At 66.9% G+C, this 20,375-nt stretch carries 15 protein-coding genes; 5 read left to right on the forward strand and 10 right to left on the reverse strand.

Features of this window, described 5'->3' with window-relative positions; translation table 11 throughout:
• Window positions 1-26 precede the first annotated feature (26 nt).
• On the reverse strand, window positions 27-1,049 hold the full coding sequence (locus NMD1_RS17500; protein ID WP_233497759.1) for a phytase: 1,023 nt from the start codon (window positions 1,047-1,049) through the stop codon (window positions 27-29).
• Complete coding sequence (locus NMD1_RS17505; protein WP_233497761.1) at window positions 1,049-3,859, reverse strand: TonB-dependent receptor; 2,811 nt, start codon at window positions 3,857-3,859, stop codon at window positions 1,049-1,051. The genes NMD1_RS17500 and NMD1_RS17505 overlap by 1 nt, the downstream gene beginning before the upstream one ends.
• Window positions 3,860-4,023: 164 nt before the next feature.
• Between NMD1_RS17505 and NMD1_RS17510 the strand changes: the two genes are divergently transcribed.
• Window positions 4,024-5,130 carry a PLP-dependent cysteine synthase family protein gene (locus tag NMD1_RS17510; RefSeq protein ID WP_125955988.1) on the forward strand — a complete coding sequence of 369 codons (1,107 nt, stop codon included), beginning with the start codon at window positions 4,024-4,026 and terminating at the stop codon, window positions 5,128-5,130.
• On the opposite strand, the gene NMD1_RS17515 is transcribed toward NMD1_RS17510, so the two are convergent.
• The 7 genes from NMD1_RS17515 to NMD1_RS17545 form a co-directional block, all read right to left on the reverse strand.
• On the reverse strand, window positions 5,127-5,591 hold the full coding sequence (locus tag NMD1_RS17515; protein ID WP_125955990.1) for a low molecular weight protein-tyrosine-phosphatase: 465 nt from the start codon (window positions 5,589-5,591) through the stop codon (window positions 5,127-5,129). The two genes, NMD1_RS17510 and NMD1_RS17515, sit on opposite strands and share 4 nt — an antisense overlap.
• 13 nt (window positions 5,592-5,604) lie before the next feature.
• Window positions 5,605-6,618 (reverse strand): ACP S-malonyltransferase, encoded by a 1,014-nt coding sequence (locus NMD1_RS17520; protein ID WP_125955993.1) that lies wholly within the window; start codon window positions 6,616-6,618, stop codon window positions 5,605-5,607.
• Window positions 6,611-8,809: an alpha-ketoacid dehydrogenase subunit alpha/beta gene (locus NMD1_RS17525; RefSeq protein ID WP_125956086.1), complete on the reverse strand. Its 2,199-nt coding sequence runs from the start codon at window positions 8,807-8,809 to the stop codon at window positions 6,611-6,613. The genes NMD1_RS17520 and NMD1_RS17525 overlap by 8 nt, the downstream gene beginning before the upstream one ends.
• A 68-nt stretch (window positions 8,810-8,877) precedes the next feature.
• Window positions 8,878-9,999 carry a glycerophosphodiester phosphodiesterase gene (locus NMD1_RS17530; protein WP_199558156.1) on the reverse strand — a complete coding sequence of 374 codons (1,122 nt, stop codon included), beginning with the start codon at window positions 9,997-9,999 and terminating at the stop codon, window positions 8,878-8,880.
• Window positions 10,000-10,062: 63 nt separating this feature from the next.
• Complete coding sequence (locus tag NMD1_RS17535; protein WP_125955997.1) at window positions 10,063-10,962, reverse strand: carbon-nitrogen hydrolase family protein; 900 nt, start codon at window positions 10,960-10,962, stop codon at window positions 10,063-10,065.
• Entirely contained in the window at window positions 10,956-11,591 is a 636-nt protein-coding gene (locus NMD1_RS17540; protein WP_125956000.1) for a GNAT family N-acetyltransferase, read from the reverse strand. Before NMD1_RS17540 ends, NMD1_RS17535 begins: the two co-directional genes overlap by 7 nt.
• Window positions 11,591-12,001, reverse strand: a complete 411-nt coding sequence (locus NMD1_RS17545) for a ketosteroid isomerase-related protein (RefSeq protein ID WP_125956002.1) — start codon at window positions 11,999-12,001, stop codon at window positions 11,591-11,593. Before NMD1_RS17545 ends, NMD1_RS17540 begins: the two co-directional genes overlap by 1 nt.
• A gap of 188 nt (window positions 12,002-12,189) precedes the next feature.
• Here NMD1_RS17545 and NMD1_RS17550 point away from each other — a divergent pair, with 188 nt between their 5' ends.
• Window positions 12,190-14,127, forward strand: a complete 1,938-nt coding sequence (locus NMD1_RS17550) for a prolyl oligopeptidase family serine peptidase (protein ID WP_125956004.1) — start codon at window positions 12,190-12,192, stop codon at window positions 14,125-14,127.
• 296 nt (window positions 14,128-14,423) lie between these two features.
• On the opposite strand, the gene wrbA is transcribed toward NMD1_RS17550, so the two are convergent.
• Window positions 14,424-15,023, reverse strand: a complete 600-nt coding sequence (gene wrbA / locus NMD1_RS17555; RefSeq protein WP_124810292.1) for an NAD(P)H:quinone oxidoreductase — start codon at window positions 15,021-15,023, stop codon at window positions 14,424-14,426.
• A 322-nt stretch (window positions 15,024-15,345) separates the two neighbouring features.
• Here wrbA and purC point away from each other — a divergent pair, with 322 nt between their 5' ends.
• The 3 genes from purC (at window position 15,346) to NMD1_RS17570 (ending at window position 20,243) form a co-directional block, all read left to right on the forward strand.
• The gene (purC, locus tag NMD1_RS17560) at window positions 15,346-16,134 is read left to right on the forward strand and encodes a phosphoribosylaminoimidazolesuccinocarboxamide synthase (RefSeq protein WP_124810291.1); all 789 of its coding nucleotides are present in this window, start codon (window positions 15,346-15,348) and stop codon (window positions 16,132-16,134) included.
• Between the two features lie 111 nt (window positions 16,135-16,245).
• On the forward strand, window positions 16,246-19,098 hold the full coding sequence (locus NMD1_RS17565) for a pitrilysin family protein (protein WP_233497762.1): 2,853 nt from the start codon (window positions 16,246-16,248) through the stop codon (window positions 19,096-19,098).
• 77 nt (window positions 19,099-19,175) lie between these two features.
• Window positions 19,176-20,243 (forward strand): tyrosine-protein phosphatase, encoded by a 1,068-nt coding sequence (locus NMD1_RS17570; protein WP_125956006.1) that lies wholly within the window; start codon window positions 19,176-19,178, stop codon window positions 20,241-20,243.
• Window positions 20,244-20,375: the final 132 nt, after the last annotated feature.

Below are 20,375 nucleotides of genomic sequence, written 5' to 3' on the forward strand. Positions count from 1 at the left end.
AATCCGGCGCTCGGCCACGCAGAGGCTCAACGCCGCGCGCGCCCTTTGCGCAGCGCGGCCCGAACATCGCGCCAGGATACCAGCTTGAAGTTCTGCGGCGCCGGCTGGTTGTGCCCGTCCTGCGCCACGAACAGCCCGGCGGGGTAGTCCTTGCCGAAACTGCCCGGCATCACGGCGATGCCATCGGTTTCCTCGGTGCCACCGAACCGCCCCGCCACCACGCGGAAACGCCCCGCCGGCTTCATCGATGGCAGCGCGAACAGGGCATAGGCATTGTCGCCCTGGCTCGACGCGATCAGCCAGCCGCCATCGCGGCCCACAGGCATCAGCGCCAGGCCCTCCACATCGTCGAACAGGTGCGCGCGGTCGACGGTCGCGACCAGCGTGGCTTCGGCGGGGCGATCCTCGCGCACATCGAACGCCCAGATGCCCCGGTCTTCCTCGCCCACATAGAGCGTGCCCGTGCGCGGATCGGCGACGCAGCCCTCGGTCTGGGTCGGCAACTGCATGGTCCGCACGATCCGCCCCGTCGGCGCCGCGCCGTCCAGCGCGATCCGCACCTGCACGATCGCCCCGTGCTTGAGCACGGAGAACGCGGTCAGCCCGCCCGCATCGCGCAGCAGGCATACGCCATAAGCCTCGCCCGCGCCGCCCGTCACCGCGCCCAGCGGCTGCAGCTTTGCCGCCGCGGTATCGAGCCGCCAGACCTGCAGCTTCGCCTGCGCCTCGTCGTTGCGGTCGCTGGCGACGACGATCACGCCCGCCGTGCCCATGTCGATCAGATCGACGTTGTTGAGCCGCCCGGCCGCCGCGAAATCGCGCACCTTGCCGTCCAGCCCATAGACGTAGAGCCCGGCCTTCTTGTCGGTGCCGACGATCAGGCTTTCCCCCGGCCGCGCCGGGTTGCGCCAGATCGCCGGATCATCGGCGGCATCGCCCTGCGCCGTCGCCACCGGCGCGGTTTCCCCGCGCGCGGTGACTTCGACGGTGGGGACCGACGGCGGCGCGGCTGCTGCCAGCGCGGCCGCGCTCCAGATCGTCAGCAGCATCAGAACGTCACCCGGATACCGCCGCTGTAACGACGGCCGAAGCGTTCCCATTCGATCGTGTAGTTCTCGATCGCGCCATTGGTCTTGATCCCCTTGGCGTTGAGAATGCCCGAAGGATCGACGAACCGGCGGCCCGGCTGGTTGAGCAGGTTCTGCGCGTCGAAATAAATCTCGACATGCTTGTTCACGGCATAGCGCGCCGAGAAATCCATCTCGTCGTCCGCCGCCCAATAGGCATCGCCCGCGTCGGTCAGGGTATCGGCGATGCCATCCAGCCACTTGCTGCGCCGCTGGTACTGCAGCCGCAGCGAGAAGCCGTACTTTTCGTAGTAACCGCCAATGTTGTACACGAGGTCCGAGGTGTTCGGCAGGCGCACCTTGCGGCTCGCCACCAGCAGCGCGCCGGCCGCGTCATACACCGCCGGTTTGCTGACCTTGCTGTTGTTCACGGTGACATTGGCGCTGATGCCGAAGCCGCCCATCCACGACGGGATGCCGAGCTGTTCCGCCCAGGGTTCGAGCTGGAACTGCGCTGCCGCTTCCATGCCATAAATCCGGCCGCTGCCGCCGTTGGTGATGCCCGAGAAGATATAGCCCGAACGGTCGAACGCAGCGGTATTCAGCGCGTTGGAGCCGAACGTGCGCCGCTGCGTGTACAGCACGTCGGTCACATGCTTGTAGAACACGCCGACCATCAGATAGCCCTGCGGCTTCACGTACCATTCGAAATAGCCGTCCAGACCCCAGGCGCGCTCCGGCTTCACCGCCGGGTTGCCGCCGGATATCGTCTCGTTGGTATCGTTGATGACCACGTTCGGACGCAGCAGATCGTAGTCGGCGCGGGCAGCGCCGGTATTGAGCGACAGGCGCACCTTCTTGGTATCGTCGAGGTTGTAATTGACGTGCAGGCTCGGGAACACCAGCGTCTGCTCAGCCTCCGCCGTGATGCCGGTGGCGATGCCGCGGTTCTTGACGTGCTCCACCCGCGCGCCGCCGACGATCGAACCCCAGTCGTAGCGCAGCGTGCCCATCAGGTAGCCCGCGAATACCTGCTCGCGCACGTTGTAGATATTGGCGATCTGCGGCACGAACGTGCCGACCTTGCGCGCCGCCGCCGAAGCCGCGCGCATCTTCGCGGTATCGAAATAGCGGAACGTGTAGCCCGGCTGGATCTTGCCCATGAACGCCGTATCGAGCGAGAACTGGTTATAGTCCGTGGGAATGCCCGCGGCGGAGAACTGCGCCGCCGTGTCCAGCGTCAGCAGGTTCTCGTCCACCACCTTGGTCCGCTGGTCGAACTGGAAGCCCGCCTTGAACGTGGCGTCGGCGCCCAGGAACTGTGTCTCGCGCGACAGCACCAGCCGGCCGGTATAGGCCTTGGTGGTGTCCACCGCATCCAGCACCGTGAACGTGGCCAGAGGCTTGGTGAAAGTATCGATCGCGGTCACCTGCGCGCCCGCCGTATAGCGCGTCGGGCCGGAAAGCTGGGTGGTGTTATAGAGCGTCAGCGGCGAAAGATTCGGATCGGTGAAATCATAGGCCACGGTGGGGCGCAGGTTGCGCGTATTGGGGCTGTTCCACGAAGCTTCGCCCACTACCGAACGGTCATCCTTGGATTCGGTGTAGTTGCCCAGCCAGTCCAGCGTCCAGCCTTCGCCGAACTTGTGCGTGCCCTGCAGCGTGTTGGTGAAGATCGACTGCTTGAACGCGCGCAGCGTCGAGCGCTGGCGGATGTCGATGCCATAGATGGTGCCCTTCAGCGGCGTGTTGCCGATGCACACGTCGGCATAACCCGAGGTCGTCGGCGCGGTGTTCACGGTGGCGTTGCACGCCGCGCTGTTGGCGACCAGATCGCCCTGCCGGTCGTCCATGTCGAAGCGATAGTTGTCGCGCGCCTCGTCGTCGGTGAAGATCGTGTAGATCGACCGCAGCGAAATGGTGTTGTTGTCATCCGGCTTCCAGTCGAGCCGGCCGGAGACCGACCAGTTCTTGCGCGTCAGGCGGTAGAGCTTGTTTTCGGTCTCGTGCGTCCAGAAGCGGGTTTCGTAGCCCGGCCGCACGTCCTGGCTCACCTGTTCCCAGTCGTGCTCGAAATTGTCGGTGATCATCCGGCGCTCGTAGTACGAGCCGGACACCAGCACGCCGATTTCGCCGCCGCCCACGTTGAAGCGGTCGGAAAGCACCAGCGATCCTTCGTACTGCGGACGGCTGCCGTATTCGGCCACGCCCGCGCCGGCCTTGCCGGCGATGTGGAAGCCGGAATAATCGAACGCCGAACGGGTGATGATGTTGACGTTGCCCGCCACGGTCTCGCCGGGCATGTCGGGCGTCACCGCCTTCGACACGATGATCTTGCCGGCGATCGCTGACGGGATCGAATCGAAGCGGGCGTTACGCCCTTCGGGGCTGACCACGTTGATCCCGTCGAACGACAGCGTGGTCCAGTTCTTCGGCGCGCCGCGCAGGCTGATATAGCGCGCCTGGCCCTGATCGCGCTCCACCGCGATGCCCGGCAGGCGGCTGGCGGCCTGGGCGATGTTCTGGTCGGGCAAGCGACCCACGCTGTCGGATGCGGCCACGGCCACCAGCGAATCCGACATCTTCTGCACCTGCAGCGCGGCTTCTTCGGATTCGACGATCGGGCGCGATCCGTTGACGACGATCTGCTCGCCCGCTTCCTCCTCGCCCGGAACGGCCGGCGCTTCCTGCGCGTAGGCCGGCGTCACGGTCAGGCCTCCGCAGGCGCTGGTCATCAGGATGGCACGATAGAACGCCCGGCGCGCCGCGCCGGGTTGCGTGATCGAATGCATGAACGGTCCCCACTTCTTTGACGGTCGGGGCCGCGCCTAGGGCGTTGATTTGACGGATTCGCGACGAAGATTACCGATCCGTAATGATCCTTTCACAAATCAGTCATCCATTCGCTGAAAGGTAAAGTTTGTCATTACAAAGCCAGGCTTCTAAAGGCGGGCGGATGACCCAAACCGCCCCGCATTCATCACTTCCCCCGGCAGAAACCCTCTCGCCGGAAGCTCTGCGCGCCTGGACGCTGGAAGCGGTGCGGCGGATCGATGCCGATTTCACCCGCTCGGCCGAAACCCATCTGGTGCGCGTGGAACTGCCCCGCTTTCCCGGCATCACGCTCTATCTCAAGGATGAATCGAGCCACCCGACCGGCAGCCTCAAGCACCGCCTCGCCCGGTCGCTGATCCTCTATGCGTTGTGCAACCAGCAGATCGGCCCCGGCACCCCGCTGATCGATGCGACCAGCGGATCGACCGCCGTTTCCGAAGCCTATTTCGCCCGGCTTATCGGCCTGCCGTTCATCGCGGTGGTGCCGCACGGCACCTCGCCCGCCAAGATCAAGGCGATCCGCTTCCATGGCGGGGACGTCCATTTCGTCCAGAACGCCGGCGAAGTGACCGATGCCGCCCGCGTACTGGCGCTGGAGACGGGCGGCCATTTCCTAGACCAGTTCACCAATGCCGAACGCGCGACCGACTGGCGCGGCAACAACAACATCGCCGACACCATCTTCCGCCAGATGCGCAACGAGGAGCATCCGGTGCCCACGTGGATCGTCTGCGGCGCGGGCACCGGCGGCACCTCCGCCACGATCGGCCGCTACATCCGCTATGCGCGGCACGGCACGCGGTTGTGCGTGGCGGACCCCCAAGGATCGGTGTTCCACCGCCATTTCGCCGACCGCTCGATCCGCGACCTCGGCTGCGGCAAGTGCTCGTGCATCGAAGGCATCGGCCGCCCGAGGGTGGAGCCGTCTTTCATGCCGCAGGTGGTCGACCGGATGATGGCCATTCCCGATGCCGGATCGATCGGCGCCATGCGCGCGCTCTCGCGCCGGCTCGGCCGCCGCGTCGGCGGATCAACTGGAACCAACATCCACGCCTGTGCGGCGCTGATCGGGGAAATGGCCGCCGCCGGACAAGCCGGATCGATCGTATCCATCCTGTGCGATTCCGGCGAGCGCTACGCCGGGACGTATTACGACGACGCCTGGCTCGACGCGAACGGCATCGCCTGGCAGGCCGAGGACGAGCGCATCTACGCGCTGTTGAGCTAACGTCCCAGCCGTTCGATCAGCACGTCCGCCGCCGCGCTCACATCGGCCCAGGCGCGCTCGAAATCCTCGGCTTCCCCGTAATAGGGATCGACCACCGCCGCCCCTTCGCGGCCGGGCACAAGGTCCATCAGCAGTTCCAGCCGGGCGAGATGCCGGCGCGGGGCGATGGCCTGCAAATCGCGCAGATTCTGCGGATCGAGCGCGAAGATATGGCTGAAGCGCAGGAAATCCTCCGCCTTCGCCTGCCGCGCGCGATAGCCGGATATGTCGATACCATGGCGCCCCGCCTCGATGATCGCGCGGCGATCGGGCGGGCGGCCGACATGCCAGTCCCCGGTGCCGGCGGAATCGACCGTTACCGCGATCCCGGCTTCCACGGCCCGCGCGCGCAGCGCAGCCTCCGCCATCGGTGAACGGCAGATGTTCCCGAGGCACACGAACAGCACGGATGGCTGGTTCACAAGACTGTTTTCATCAGACGACGTACTCCCGCTGGCCGGGTCTCCCCATGCCTATCAGGGTCGCATCCTCTCCTTGGCGCGATGAAAACGCATCCTTGCTGCCGATGTCCAGCCAATTCAGCGCGACGAGCACTTGCCCGATCGCCCCGCCCAGCGTTTCGCCCGGGCCCAGCAGGACGATACGGTCCGGCGCGAACTCGCGAATGGCCACGGTCATCGCGGTGGTGAAATCATAGGGAGCGAGGATCTGGTGGCCGAAGGTGTAGTCCCACAGGCTTTCCGCATCGCTTTCGAACCGCCGCCATATCTTGCCGCGCCCGTCGATCAGCGGCACCTCGGGCCGGCCGAACCAGGTGGCCGGCAGGCTGGCCCGCGCCGCGTTGGCGCTTTCCGCCATCAGCGGCGTGTGGAAGGGGCCGTGGCCAGCAAGGCGCAGGGGCGGACGCGACAGGCCGGGCAGGTCCTTTTCCAGCGCATCCAGCGCGGCCTTGCTCCCCGCCACCACCAGCATCCCGCCGAGATGGATCGAGGGCAGCACACCATGGCGCACCATCGCCGCGTCGACCGCCCGGCGCAGCGCGGGATCGACGCGCCAGTCCTCGCCCGCCAGCACCAGCACCGCCTGCCCGCCGGGCGCGTGCTTCTGCGAATTGACACCCATGGCATCGGCGATGGCAAAGCCATGCTCGCCCGAAACCGCGCCCGCGCAGGCCAGCGCGGTGTACCAGCCCATCGAATTGCCGGTCACCGCCACCACCTCGAACCGATCGCGGTCGATGCTCAGGAAATCGAGATAGGACGCGGCGTAAATCAGCGGCGCCGCGATATCGCCACGCGTGTGGAGCGCAGGGCTGAACTTAGCCGCCCCGTCCAGTTCGCTAAGCGTCGGCGCGCCACGCCCCGCGCGCAGGGCATCGAACGCGGCGAGTTCCGCCCGGCCGCCATGGTGCCGCGCCAGATAGCCCAGTTCCGGCGCGTTGTAGGTGCCGCGCCCCGGACAGACGACAAGGATGGACTGCTTAGCCACGCACCATCTCCCGCGCCTTCGCCACGATCATGTCGCGGCTGGGCAGCGTATAGGTCGCCGCGCGGGCGAGCGGGATGAAGCTGTCGGTCGCGGCGATCCGCGCCGTGGACTTGCCGCCCGCACGTTCGGCGAACAGCGCCATCAACGCCTCGCTCTGCGATCCGGTTTCGCGGCATTCATCGACGATCAGCACCTTGTCGCACGGCGCGATCGCTTCGAGCAGCGCATCCTCCGTCAGCGGCGCGATCCAGCGCAGATCGATCACCCGCACGGCAATGCCCTGTTCCGCCAGCAGCTTCTGCGCCTGAAGCGAGAGATAGACCCCGTTGCCATAGGTCACCACGGCCAGATCTGCGCCATCGCCGTGCACACCGATCTCGCCCAGCCGCACCGCGCCTTCGCCAGGCGCCTGATAGACGCTTGTCCACAGGCCATCGCCCTCGGCATGAAGATCGCGCGTCATGTAGAGCGCGATCGGCTCCACGAACACCACCACGCGCTGTTCCTCGTGCGCCAGCCGCACGCATTCGCGCAGCATCGCCACGGCATCGCGCCCGTTCGACGGCACCGCCAGCACCACGCCGGGAATGTCCCGGAACACGGCCAGCGAATTGTCGTTGTGGAAATGGCCGCCAAAGCCCTTCTGGTAGGGCAGCCCCGCGATCCGCACGACCATGGGATTGGTGTACTGCCCGTTCGAGAAGAACGAGAGCGTGGCCGCCTCGCCCCGGATCTGGTCCTCGGCATTGTGGACATAGGCCAGGAACTGGATTTCCGGCATCGGCAGCAGGCCGTTGTGCGCCGCGCCGATGGCAAGGCCCAGGATCGCCTGTTCGTCCAGCAGCGTGTTGATCACGCGCGCCGAACCGAAACGCTGATGCAGCTTGGCCGTGCAGTTATAGACGCCGCCCTTCGGCCCCACGTCCTCGCCGCAGACGATGGCGTTGGGATATTGCAGCAGCAGGTCCGCCATTGCCCACGAGAGCAGGCGCGCCATGTGCTGCGGCTTTTCCATCTGCGCGGCATCGTCGGCAAACAACGCCGCGCGGGCCTCCGCTGCTGGAACTGGACGCTCCACGCCCTCGCGCTTCGGCGGCACGATGCTGGCCATCACTTCGGCCGCGTCCTTCAGCTTGGGCCGCCGGATCGCCAGTTCCACCTGCCGCAGCAGCGATGCCTCGATCGCTTCGTATTCGCGCCGCACGTCGGCGGCGGTCATCACGCCTTCCTCGATCAGCAGCGCCGCGCTCGCCAGCAGCGGATCGCGCTCCTCGTCGCGGCGGATGTCGTCCTTGGACAGATAGACAAGCTGCACGTCGTTGCCGGCATGGCCATAGAGCCGCACCGTGCGCATGTGCAGGAACACCGGCTTGCGATGGCGGCGGGCATAGTCGACCGCTTCGCGCGCGCCGCGCCAGGCGTCCACCAGATCGCTGCCGTCGCACTGGATATAGTGCAGCCCGGCGCGCCCGGAAAAGTTCGCCTCGATCCACCCCTTCGGCGTGCGCGTGGAAATGCCGATGCCGTTGTCCTCGCACAGGAACACCAGCGGCAGCGGCGTACCCTGGAACGCGGCCCAGGCGGCGGTGTTGATCGCCCCTTGCGCGGTCGAATGGTTGGCCGAAGCATCGCCGAAGCTGCACAGCACCACGCCATCCGGCGCCAGTGGCGTGTCCTCCAGCCCCATCCGGCGGGCAATGCCGATCGAAAAGGCCGCGCCCACCGCCTTGGGCAGGTGGCTGGCGATCGTGCTGGTCTGCGGCGGAATGGCCAGCCGCTTCGATCCCAGCACCTTGTGCCGTCCGCCCGAGATCGGGTCTTCCGCCGAGGCGGTGAACGACAGCAGCATGTCCCACGCCGGATTTTCACCCGGCACCCGCCCCGCGCGGTGAATCTGGAACGCGGCGTCGCGGTAGTGGAGGAAAGCGATGTCATCGGTGCGCAGCGCCTCGGCCAGCGCGGCATTGCCTTCATGGCCGGACGATCCGATGGTGTAGAACCCCTCGCCCCGCGCCTGCAGCTTGCGCGAAAGCCGGTCCAGCTGGCGGCTGAGCATCTGGCTGTGGAGCAACGCGGCGGCGCGTTCGGGCTCCAGCCCCACGTCGGCCAATCCCAGGTTGGAACGCCGCCGCAGCCCGCCGCCATCGAGCGCGGCAAGGAACTGCTGGTGGACCTGCTCGGCGGCGTCCATCAGCGCCACCTGGTTTCAAATGCGATCATTTCCCTTGCGTAGCGCAAGGAAAATCGGGCGTCACCCCCCTATCGCGACACATGCAATGCGCGATAGCCAAGCGCGGGATCGTCGGTGAAGAACCCGTCCAGGCCCGTCGCCAGATAGCGCCGGATCTCGCGCACGCTGCCTTCCGGGTTGCTCGCCCTGGCATCGCCCTGATCTCGAAAATCGCCCGCGAGGAACGTGTTCTCCGGCCGGAACGTCCATGTACCGACCAGCAGGCCCGCCTTGTGCGCGTCCGCCACCAGCGACGTCGGTGCCCCCAGCCTGCCATCGGCGCCGAGCGGAATGATCCGGCGCGTGGCCGGAGCTACCCAGTCGGCATAGCCGGCGATCTCGGCCAGCCCCGCCGGCGTCAGCATCGCGCCATAGGTCAGCGCGCCATCCACCGCCGCCACGTCGGCCGGACGCTGTGCATCGTCATCGATCAACTGCATCAGCTGGATGTTGGCCATGCCCGCCAGCATCGTGCGCAGCCGCTTGAGATTGGCGATCTCGAACGACTGGACGATCATCGGCATCGTGGCCAGCACCCGGCTGGCTTTCACCCGCGCCAGGAACATATCCTCCACCGGCAGGCCGATGCCATTGAAGTAGGTCGAATGCTTGATCTCGGGAATGATCCCGATCGTTCGCCCGCGCGCCGCCGCTTCGGCCGCGACGAAATCGATCACCTCCTCGAAGGTGACGATCTGGAACTGCCCGTCATAGCCCATGCTTTCCGGCCGCAGCGCGCCGAGCCGCTCCTTCGCGCGCAGCGTCTTCAATTCGGCCAGCGTAAAATCCTCGGTGAACCAGCCTTCCAGCTTTTCGCCGTCGATCACCTTCACCGCCTTGCGCGCGGCGAATTCGGGATGGGCGGCGACGTCGGTGGTTTCGGCGATGTTGTTCTCGTGCCGCGCCACCAGCACGCCATCCTTCGTGGCCACGAGGTCCGGCTCGACGAAGTCGGCGCCGTCGGCGATCGCCTTGGCGTAGGAGGCCAGCGTGTGCTCCGGCCGCAGCGCCGAACAGCCGCGATGCGCCAGGAGCAGCGGCTTGGCGGGACGAGGACGCGCGGCCGCCAGAGCAGCCCCTCCGGTCAGCACGGCCACGCCCAGTCCCGCCCCCATCGCCATCATGCTCCGCCGCGAAAATCCCGCCGTCATGGCCCGTCTCCTCATTCCGAAGACCGCGCTAGGATCGCCGCACGACAGCAATGTGACAAGCGCCTACAACAGCGAGACTATCTCAACCGCCGGCAGGGCCGCTTGCGCGCCCGGTTGCTCGGTCCAGTGCCGCGCGTTCAGCACGCCGCCGTCCGCGCGCAGATCCGCCACGCACGCCGTATCAATCTCGGCGAAGACCCAGCCGGCCGCGTTCTCGCTGCCGATGGCCAGCACGCCATCGACGGGCATCCCCCGGTCCGGCGGGCCATAGACGGCCGCCGCGCCGCGGTTGATGTCCACCGCCGGGGACCACGCCGCCTCGCCCACCGTCGGCGATTGCACGGTGTAGCACTGGCCTTCCAGCGCCCGCGCCTGCGCCCCGATCCGCACGCGCCAGTATCCGTGCAGCGAATCCGTGCAGGAAGGAACGAGGATCACCTCCGCCCCCGCTTCCACCGCCGCCCTTGCCAGAAGCGGAAATTCGCTGTCATAGCAGATGTTTACCGCAAGCTTGCCAAGCTCCGTCTCGAACAGCTTCAGCCCGGCGCCCGCCGCGATGCCCCATTGTTCGCGCTCGAAGCGGGTCATCACCAGCTTGTCCTGCACGCCCATCCGCCCGTTCGGCGCAAACAGGCGCGCGGTGTTGCGGAAGCGCCCGTCGGCATCCTTGCGCGGCGCGCTGGCGGCCAGGATATGCATCCCGTGCCGCGCGGCCAGTTCGGCATGGAGCGCATCGACGCGCGGCAACAGCGCCGAAACCGTCTCGATCGATCCCGCCAGATCGCCCATCGTCGCCGGATCGAGCGAAGCGAGCTCCATCGCGCCATATTCGGGAAACACCGCCAGCGCCGCGCCCCCGTCCGCCGCCTGCGCCACCCATAGCGCCACCTTGGTAGCATAGGCGTCCCAGTCCGCCAGCGGATCGATCGGATACTGCGCCGCCGCGACGCGCCAGCTCACCATTGCCGCAGCCAATACTGCATGGGCTTCACGCTTTCCCCGTCCTCGCCATGGTCTTTCCAGCCGAGTTCGGTCACCAGCCCGTCGATCGGCGCGTAGCCGCGCTTGGTCCAGAACGCATCGAGCGGAGTATAGCCCGCCGGCCGCGCCGGATGGTCGCCGGGCCGGATCACCGCCGCGAAGCAGGCGGCATCCGCGCCGCAGCGCCGCGCCTGCGCCTCGCGCTGGTCGAAGAAGGCGTGGCCAATGCCGTGGCCCCGGTATTCAGGCAGCAGCACGCTTTCGCCGAAGTAGAACAGGCGCGCCACGTCCAGCCCGCGCGCCTCGAACGGCGCGCGAAACTCCGCCTTCTGATGCAGCATCGGCGCTGCTGTGGCCGCGCCGACCACGCGATCCCCGTCGAACGCCGCGACCAGCACCGCATCGGGCGCCGCGGCATATTCGCGCAGGTATTCCGCTTCATAGGCCGCGTCCCCATCGTAGAGATAGGGATACGCCGCAAAGACACGGATGCGCAGGTCGGCCAGATCGCCCAGCCCGGCAGCGATCTCCTCCCCGGTCAGCGGGCGGACGGAGATCCCGCTTCGCGGGTTGGCGGCGATCCCGCTCTGTGGGTGGTCAGCGCTGGCCATCAGCCGACCACTTGCGCCGTCCAGTCGGCCAGATTGTAATACATCGTCAACCGCGTGATCCGGCCATCGGCGATGGTGAGGAAAGCGCCCGCCGGCAGCACATAAGTCTGGCCATTCGCTTCGGGCAGCCCCTCGTCCGTGGCGAGGTATTCGCCATGCACCACGAATTCCGCCGCCGCGCGCGTACCGTCCTTGTTGGCCATCAGCACGATGTCGTCCAGCCGTTCGCGATAGCAGCGTTCCATGTGCGCGATGAAGGCGCGGAAGGTCTCCTTGCCTACCTGCCGCTCGCCCTGGTTGATGTCGTGCGCCACGTCGTCCGACAGGCAGGCCAGCATCCCTTCCCAGTTCCCGGCGTTGAACGCGCCGTAGTAGGTTTCGAGAAGGGCAAGCGTTGCGGCACGGCTCATCGGCGGGTCTCCTTTGCGTCCCTGCCTAGCCAATCCGCCGTTGCGGGACCAGAGCCGCGCCGGGAAAGCTGTGCTGCACCGGTGCAACAATCGGCCGCCGCGCCCGGCCAAAAGGACGTTGCGGACCGCGCCGCGCGCGGCCACAACCGGCGTCCTACGCAACGCCCTGTTCCGGACCGGAGAACCCGATGCGCGCTCGTATTCTCGCCCTGACCGCCACCGCCGCGCTGGCCGCTGCCATCGCTCCCGCCCCGCTGCTGGCGCAGGACGCGCCGAAGCCCGCCACTATCGCCGTCGATGGCGCGCCGCCGGTGCCGATGGCGGTGGTCGATGCCACGCGCCCTTACATGGAATACCGCACCGCCGCTTTCCTCGACTGGAACCCGGCCACGCGCGGGATGCTGATTTCCACGCGCTTCGCCAGCGTGCCGCAGCTTCACACCGTGGCCGGCCCCGGCATGGCGCGCCAGCAGATCAGCTTCGAAGCGGAGCCGCTGGCCGGCTGGTACGCGCCTAACGATGGCACGCTGGTGGTGCGCAAGGACAAGGGCGGAGACGAATTCTTCCAGCTCTACACGCTGAAGAACGGGCGCCTGACGATGCTGACCGATGGCAAGAGCCGCAACGAATTCAACGCCTTCAGCCATGACGGCCAATGGATCGCCTACAGCTCCACGCGCCGTAACGGCGTCGATTCCGATCTCTACGTGGTGAACCCGCGCGATCCGGCGTCCAACCGCCTTGTCGCGCAGGTCAAGGGCGGTGGCTGGTCGGTCGCCGGCTTCACGCCCGACAGCAAGGGCGCGGTGGTGCGCGAATATGTCTCGATCCAGAAGAGCAACCTGTGGTGGCTGGATATCGCCAGCGGCAAGCTCACGCCGATCGGCGATCACACCAAGCCGATCGCCTATGCCGCCGCCGATATCGCGCCGGACGGCACGCTATGGGTCACCAGCGACGAAGGCTCGGACTACCAGCGGCTCGGCACGCTCGATCCGCGGACGGGCAAGTTCACGCCCCGCGCGCCCGAAGCCAGGGGCGATATCGAGGAATTCTCGATCGCCGATGACGGCAGCTTCATCGCCTATGCCGTCAACGAAACCGGCATCTCGAAGCTGCGCCTGCTCGACCCGAAGACCGGCGCGGTTCGCGATGTCACCGCGCTGCCGGCCGGCGTGATCTCCACGCTCAAGGTCGCGCCATGGGGCACGATCGGGCTTACCCTGTCTTCGGCCAAGGTGCCGGCGGACGCCTTCGCCGTCGATCCGAAGACGCTGGCGGCCACGCGCTGGACCACCAGCGAGACCGGCGGCCTCGATCCTGCCGCCAACGTCGATCCCGAACTGGTGCAGGTAAAAAGCTTCGATGGCGAAACCGTCACCGGCTTCCTCTACCGCCCCGATCCCGCCAAGTTCCCCGGCAAGCGGCCGCTGATCGTCAACATCCACGGCGGGCCGGAAGGGCAGACCACGCCCGGTTTCAAGGGGCGCGCCAACTACCTTATCAACGAGCTGGGCATCGCGGTATTCTATCCCAACGTGCGCGGATCGTCGGGCTTCGGCAAGCGCTTCGTCGGGTTGGACAACGGCCCGTTCCGGCGCGAGGATTCGGTGAAGGACATCGGCCCGCTGCTCGACCGGCTCCAGTCCGATCCGGCGATCGATCCGGCGCGGATGGCGGTCACCGGCGGCTCCTATGGCGGCTACATGTGCTATGCCTCCGCGATCCGCTATGGCGACCGGCTGAAGGCGGCGGACTGCATCGTCGCGATCAGCAATTTCGTCACGTTCCTCGAAAACACGCAAGGCTATCGCCGCGACCTGCGCCGCGCCGAATATGGCGACGAGCGCGATCCGAAGCAGCGCGCGCAACTGACCGCGATCTCCCCGCTGACCAGCGTGGACCGCCTGACCATTCCGCTGATGGTGGTGACCGGCGCCAACGATCCGCGCGTGCCCAAGAGCGAGGCCGACCAGATGGTGGCCGCCGTGCGCGCCAAGGGCCGCCCGGCGTGGCACATCGTGGGGCTCAACGAAGGCCACGGCTTCGCCAAGAAGGAAAACGCCGACTACCAGTTCTGGTCCGAGATCGGCTTCTGGAAGGCCAATCTGCTGGGCGGGAAGTAGAAGATCGTTGTCCGGCGGAGACAACTGACTAGACGAAAATGCACTCAGGCTGCTTGCAAGCGCGGCGCGCTGAAAGCCCTCCCCGCTGCGACTAACGCCACCTGCGGCGACGCAAGTCTCGCTCCCCTCCCGCTTGCGGGAGGGGCTGGGGGTCGGAAACACCCCACCGTCCAAAAACAAAAAGGCCGCAGACACGAAGTCTGCGGCCTCTTCAGGGTCAGATCGGCCCGCTGTATGCCCGCGCATAAGAGGGGGGCTGGCGCGGGCGCGGACCGATCCTTGAGGGGGAACGGGCTTTAGCCGAACAGCTTGTTGGCGGTTTCGGCTACGCGCTTTCCGAGATAACGCGCTCCATCCAGTTCGGTTCCACTCGGCTGACGGCTTCCGTCGCCGCCGGCGATCGTCGTCGCGCCATAGGGGGCGCCGCCGGTGACTTCGTCATGGCCAAGCTGGCCCTGGAAGCCATAGTCGAGGCCGACGATGGTCAGGCCGAAGTGCAGCAGATTGGTGATGATCGAGAACAGCGTCGTTTCCTGACCGCCGTGCTGGCTGCCGGTGGACGTGAACGCCGCGCCGACCTTGCCGTTCAGCGCGCCGCGCGCCCACAGGCCGCCGGCCTGGTCGAGGAACGCCGCCAGCTGCGAGCTGATGCGGCCGAAGCGGGTGCCGGTGCCAACGATAATCGCGTCGTAGTTTTCGAGTTCGGCCACCGTCGCCACGGGCGCGGCCTGATCGAGCTTGAAATGCGCGCCCTGCGCGATTTCCAGCGGAACGGTTTCGGGAACGCGCTTCACGTCCACTTCCGCGCCGGTCGCACGGGCGCCTTCGGCAATGGCGTTGGCCAGCGTTTCGAGGTGGCCATAGCTGGAATAGTAGAGAACCAGGACCTTGCTCATCGTTTTCATCCTTGCTGGTGGCGGGAGCGGCCCCGCTTGAACACGAAGCCCTTATGCCGTGATTCCCGCAATCAGGTCATCCGGATAAACTGGCAGAAACCGTTCCAAAATCTTGAACAACCCAAACGCTGCCCGAACCACGGCCCGTACAGGGCACGGGCAATCCGGCGTGGAATTGCGCACCTTGCGATTTTCCATTATGGGCGCTGCGACGCCCCGGCTTCCGCGATAGGGTCGCTTTTCGCGACTCACCTCGCCACGCCGGGGTTTTTGATTTCCCGCGAAGACCAGAAAACTTCGCACGCTTGAGGAAGACCCGCCCATGTCCCGTCGCCGCCAGATTTACGAAGGCAAGGCCAAGATTCTCTACGAAGGCCCGGAACCCGGCACGCTGATCCAGTATTTCAAGGACGATGCCACCGCGTTCAACGCGCAGAAGCGCGGCACGATCAACGGCAAGGGCGTGATCAACAACCGCATCAGCGAATATGTGTTCACGCGCCTTTCGCACATCGGCATCCCCACGCACTTCATCCGCCGCCTCAACATGCGCGAACAGCTGGTGCGGCAGGTGGAAATCATCCCGATCGAAGTGGTGGTGCGCAATGTCGCCGCCGGTTCGATCAGCAAGCGCCTGGGCCTGCCCGAAGGCGAGCCGCTGCCCCACACCCTGCTTGAATACTACTACAAGGACGATGCGCTGGGCGATCCGCTGATCGCCGAAGAGCACATCGCCTGCTTCGGCTGGGCCTCGAACGAGGAAATGCAGGACATTTCCTCGATGGCGATCCGCGTGAACGATTTCCTGGTAGGCATGTTCGCGGCGATCAACATCCGCCTCGTCGATTTCAAGCTGGAATTCGGCCGCATCTGGGATGGCGACTACAGCCGCGTGATCCTGGCGGATGAAATCAGCCCCGACGGTTGCCGCCTGTGGGACATGACCACCGGCGAAAAGCTCGACAAGGACCGTTTCCGCCGCGATCTGGGTGGCGAAGAAGAAGCCTACCAGGAAGTCGCCCGCCGGCTGGGCCTGCTCGAAAACGACGGCGGTCCGAGCGAGGTGTTCGACCTCGGCGCGCACCGCAGCAAGCTGCGCAACAAGAAGTAAGGTTGCTTCCCCCTTCCCGCTGCTGCGGGAGGGGGGAATGCCTGCCCCCGCCATTCCGGCGCACATCCCTCATTGCCCGTTAAGCCGACTCGCGGCAGGATCGGCGCCGAGATGATGCCGCGCCGTTCCCTGTTCCTGCTGGCCGCCGGCCTGTTGCTTGACGCAACGCCCGCGCTGGCCCATCCTTCGAGGCACGTCGCCCCCAAGCCCGATTGGGCCTTCCAGCAAAGCGATCTCGCGCCCGAAGCCGGCTATCGCTTCGGCAAGCTGCCCAACGGCATGCGCTATGTGATCCGGCGCAACGCCACGCCCGCCGGCACCGCGCTGGTGCGGATGGACGTGGCTACCGGATCGCTGGACGAAGGCCCGCAGGAGCGCGGCTTTGCCCATTTCGTCGAACACATGGCCTTCAATGGCAGCACCCACGTTCCCGAAGGCGAGATGATCCGCCTGCTCGAACGCAACGGCCTGTCGTTCGGCGCGGACACCAACGCGCAGACCGGGTTCGAACAGACGCTCTACATGCTCGATCTGCCACGCGCCGATCCCGCCCTGCTCGACACCGCGCTGATGCTGATGCGCGAGACCGCAAGCGAGCTGACCTTCACGCCCGAAGCCGTGGCGCGCGAACGCGGGGTCGTCCTGTCGGAACTGCGCGACGGGCAAGGTTACCAGCGGGCCAATCTCGAAGACCAGCTTGCCTTCCTCTACCCCCACGCCACCTATCCCGCCCGGCTGCCGATCGGCACCGTGGCCACGCTCGATGCCGCCACGGCCGATGCGCTGCGCTCGTTCTGGGCGCGGCACTACGTTCCCGCCAACGCCACGCTGATCGTGATCGGCGATTTCGATGCCAATGCCGTCGAAGCCGCGATCCAGGCCCGCTTCGCCAGCTGGCAGCCCGCGCCCGTCCCTCCCCGGCCGGACCAGGGCAAGGTCGATCGCGCGCAGAAGGGCAGGACGGAAGTCTGGCTCGATCCGGCGCTGTCCGAACGCGTCACCGCGTCGCGCCATGGCCCCTGGCTCGACGAACCGGACACGATCGCCAGCCGCCGCACGAATCTGCTGCGCCAGATCGGCTATGGCGTGATCAACCGGCGCTTCCAGCGGATGAGCCGCAAGGTCGATCCGGCGTTCCGGGGCGCGGGCTTCGGCACCAGCGACGTATTCCGCATCGGGCGCACCACCAATCTGGTGGTCGATACGGTGGACGGTGGCTGGCAGCGCGGCCTCGCCGCCGCGACCACGGCCCTGCGGCAGGCACTCGACACGGGCTTCACGCCGGCGGAGATCGACGAACAGGTCGCCAACATTCGCACCGGCATCGAAAACGCGGCGGCCAGCGCCGATACACGTGGCAACGGCACACTGGTGCAGGCCGCGCTGGGCCTTGTCCGCGACGAGACGGTGCCCACCGATCCCGCCGGTGCGTTGGCCCGTTTCAACGCCTTCGCGCCGCGGATCACGCCCCGGGCGGTGCTGGCGGCGCTTAAGCGCGAAGCGCTGCCGCTCGACGATCCGCTGATCCGCTTCCAGGGCCGCACCACGCCATCGGGCGGCGACAAGGCGATACGACAGGCGTGGAACACCGCGATCCGAGCGTCAGCCGGCCTGCCCGAAACTGGCCCCTCCGGCGCCTTCGCCTATACCGATTTCGGCACGCCGGGCGCGGTAGTGTCCGACAGCACGGAGCCCGCCTTCGGCATCCGCGAGATCCGCTTCGCCAACGGCGTGCGCCTCAACCTCAAGCGCACCTCGCTGGAGACCGACCGCATCCAGGTGCGCCTGTCGATCGACGGGGGCGAGATGCTCGACACCCGCGACAATCCGCTGGCGACCGAGATGATGGCGATGTTCTCCGCCGGGGGCCTCGGCAAGCACAGCCAGGACGATCTACAGACACTGCTGGCCGGGCGCTCGGTCGGCGGCGGCGTCGCCACCGGGGGCGATACGTTCTATTCGGGCGTCACCACCACGCGGCGCGATCTGGAAGCGCAGCTCCAGTACCTTGCCGCCCAAGTCACCGATCCGGGATACCGCCCCGAAGGCGAGGTGCTCTACCGGCAGAACATCGCCAATTTCTTTGCGCGCTACCGCGCCACGCCGTCGGCCGCGCTGGCCAACACGCTAGGCGGGCTGCTTTCGGATGACGATCCGCGCTTCACCCTGCAAGCTCCCGCCGCCTACCAGAAACTCAGCTTCGCCGACTTGCGCCGCACCGTGTCCGACCGGCTGACGAACGGCGCGATGGAAATCGCGCTGGTCGGCGATTTCGACGAAGCGCAGGCGATCGCGCTCGTCGCCCGGACCTTCGGTGCTCTGCCGGCGCGCGAAGCCGAATTCCGTGGGTGGGATTTGCAACGCCAGCGCCCCTTCACCACCACGCGCGGGCTGCGCGTAATCCGGCACCAAGGGCAGGCGAACCAGGCGATCGTGCGTTATGTGTGGCCCACGCGCGACGACCGCGATCCCGACGAGGCCATGGCTATCGATCTGCTGGACGAGGTGACTGGTATCGAGGTGCTCGACACCGTGCGCGAAAAGCTGGGCAAGTCGTATTCGCCCGGCGCGCAATCCAGCCTTTCTCACGTGTGGCGTGGCTATGGCACCTTCGCGATCCAGGCGTCGGTCGATGTGGCCGACATCGCCGCCACCCGTGCGGCGCTGGCTGAAACCGTCCGCCAGCTCACCTCCTCGCCAGTCGATGCCGACGTGCTCCGCCGTGCCCGCGCGCCCATGCTGGAGCGGATCGACAACGCGCTCAAGACCAACGGCGGCTGGATGGCGCTGGCCGAACGCGCGCAGAGCGAGCCGGAGCGATTCGACCGCTTCCGCAAAGCCAAAGCCCGTCTGGAAGCGCTGACCCCGGCCGACCTGCTGGCCGTGGCGCGCCGCTATCTGGCGCTGGACAAGGCAGTGCAGGTGCTGGTCCTGCCCGAAGGCGTGGACGCCCCGCCCGCCTAAGCCCCCTCCTGTCACCGACCGGTCATGCGCCGCGCCTAACGCGCGCGCATCAGGATGCCGCAACAGGAATGACCGCCATGATCCGTTTCCGCACGCTCTCGAGCTTCACCGCGCTGGCGGCCATGGCCCTGGCCGCCCCCGCGCTGGCGCAGACCGGCCAGCCCGTCGAGGTCATCCGTACAGCTCCGACCACGGTGGATGTGCGCTGGACCGGGATCAAGGCGGCCGACGTGTTCCGCGCGGATACGCCCGATACCACCGTCGCCACCGCAACGCCGGTTTCCGCCAACGATCGCGACGGCCATGAAACCGTCACCGTGCCCGCCGGCGCGCGCGGCTGGTTCCTGGTGCGCGATCGCGCCACCGGCACCGTAACCCGCGCGGTCGAACGCGTCGTGCCGCTCGAACAGGGTTCCAATTTCCGCGACATCGGCGGCTATCCGGCGGCCGGCGGCAAAACGGTGCGCTGGGGCATGATCTACCGCGCGGGCGCGACCCCGCTTCTGAGCGACGCCGACCTCACCACGGTCGGCGCGCTGCGCCTGAACGCGATGGTGGACCTGCGCTCGGACGAGGAACGCCAGCTTGCCCCCACCCGGATCGACGGCGTGCGCTACACCGCCGTCGGCTACAGCATGAAGCGGCTGATGGCGGCTTCCGGCACCACCCCCACCAACGGCAGCGCGGTCTATCGGGGGATGCCGGTGCTGCTGACCCCGCAACTGCGGCTGGTGTTCGACCTGCTCAAGCGCAACGAAGGCCCGATCGAATACAACTGCTCGGCCGGACAGGACCGCACCGGCTTCGTTACCGCGATCGTGCTGTCCGCGCTCGGCACCCCGCGCGAGGTGATCGTGAAGGACTATCTCGCTTCCACCGCCCTGCGCCGCCCAGAATACGAAATGCCCCGTTTCGATCCGGCCGCTTTCCCGGATAACTACGCGGCGAAGCTGTTCTCCTATTACCAGTCGAAGCCCGAACTGGCGAAGCCGCAGCCGCTGATGGAAGCGGACGGCACGCCATTCCTCCTGGCCGCGCTCGATGAAGTGGAGAAGCGCTGGGGTTCGGTCGATGGCTATCTGAAGCAGGAAATCGGCCTGTCGGACGCCGACATTACCGCGCTACGCGCCAACTACACAGAATAAATGTAATATTATGAGTTAGATGAAAGGCGACACCCCGGCAACTTCCACGGTCCGCCGGCGTGTCGCGCGTTATGGCGGGTCGCGATCGGTGCGGCAGATTGGCCACACCTTTTCCGTAGTTTGTCTGGCCGC

Origin of the sequence: Novosphingobium sp. MD-1, assembly GCF_001014975.1 — a bacterium.
In the GTDB taxonomy this organism is placed as follows: domain Bacteria; phylum Pseudomonadota; class Alphaproteobacteria; order Sphingomonadales; family Sphingomonadaceae; genus Novosphingobium.

Bases quoted from the DNA above. Each gene is read 5' to 3' on its own strand.
- NMD1_RS17510 (WP_125955988.1), top strand. From the start codon at position 4,024: ATGACCCAAACCGCCCCGCATTCATCACTTCCCCCGGCAGAAACCCTC.
- NMD1_RS17545 (WP_125956002.1), bottom strand. From the start codon at position 12,001: ATGAGCCGTGCCGCAACGCTTGCCCTTCTCGAAACCTACTACGGCGCG.
- NMD1_RS17505 (WP_233497761.1), bottom strand. From the start codon at position 3,859: ATGCATTCGATCACGCAACCCGGCGCGGCGCGCCGGGCGTTCTATCGT.
- NMD1_RS17530 (WP_199558156.1), bottom strand. From the start codon at position 9,999: ATGACGGCGGGATTTTCGCGGCGGAGCATGATGGCGATGGGGGCGGGA.
- wrbA (WP_124810292.1), bottom strand. From the start codon at position 15,023: ATGAGCAAGGTCCTGGTTCTCTACTATTCCAGCTATGGCCACCTCGAA.
- purC (WP_124810291.1), top strand. From the start codon at position 15,346: ATGTCCCGTCGCCGCCAGATTTACGAAGGCAAGGCCAAGATTCTCTAC.
- NMD1_RS17540 (WP_125956000.1), bottom strand. From the start codon at position 11,591: ATGGCCAGCGCTGACCACCCACAGAGCGGGATCGCCGCCAACCCGCGA.
- NMD1_RS17570 (WP_125956006.1), top strand. From the start codon at position 19,176: ATGATCCGTTTCCGCACGCTCTCGAGCTTCACCGCGCTGGCGGCCATG.
- NMD1_RS17550 (WP_125956004.1), top strand. From the start codon at position 12,190: ATGCGCGCTCGTATTCTCGCCCTGACCGCCACCGCCGCGCTGGCCGCT.
- NMD1_RS17500 (WP_233497759.1), bottom strand. From the start codon at position 1,049: ATGCTGCTGACGATCTGGAGCGCGGCCGCGCTGGCAGCAGCCGCGCCG.
- NMD1_RS17565 (WP_233497762.1), top strand. From the start codon at position 16,246: ATGATGCCGCGCCGTTCCCTGTTCCTGCTGGCCGCCGGCCTGTTGCTT.
- NMD1_RS17525 (WP_125956086.1), bottom strand. From the start codon at position 8,809: ATGGACGCCGCCGAGCAGGTCCACCAGCAGTTCCTTGCCGCGCTCGAT.
- NMD1_RS17535 (WP_125955997.1), bottom strand. From the start codon at position 10,962: ATGGTGAGCTGGCGCGTCGCGGCGGCGCAGTATCCGATCGATCCGCTG.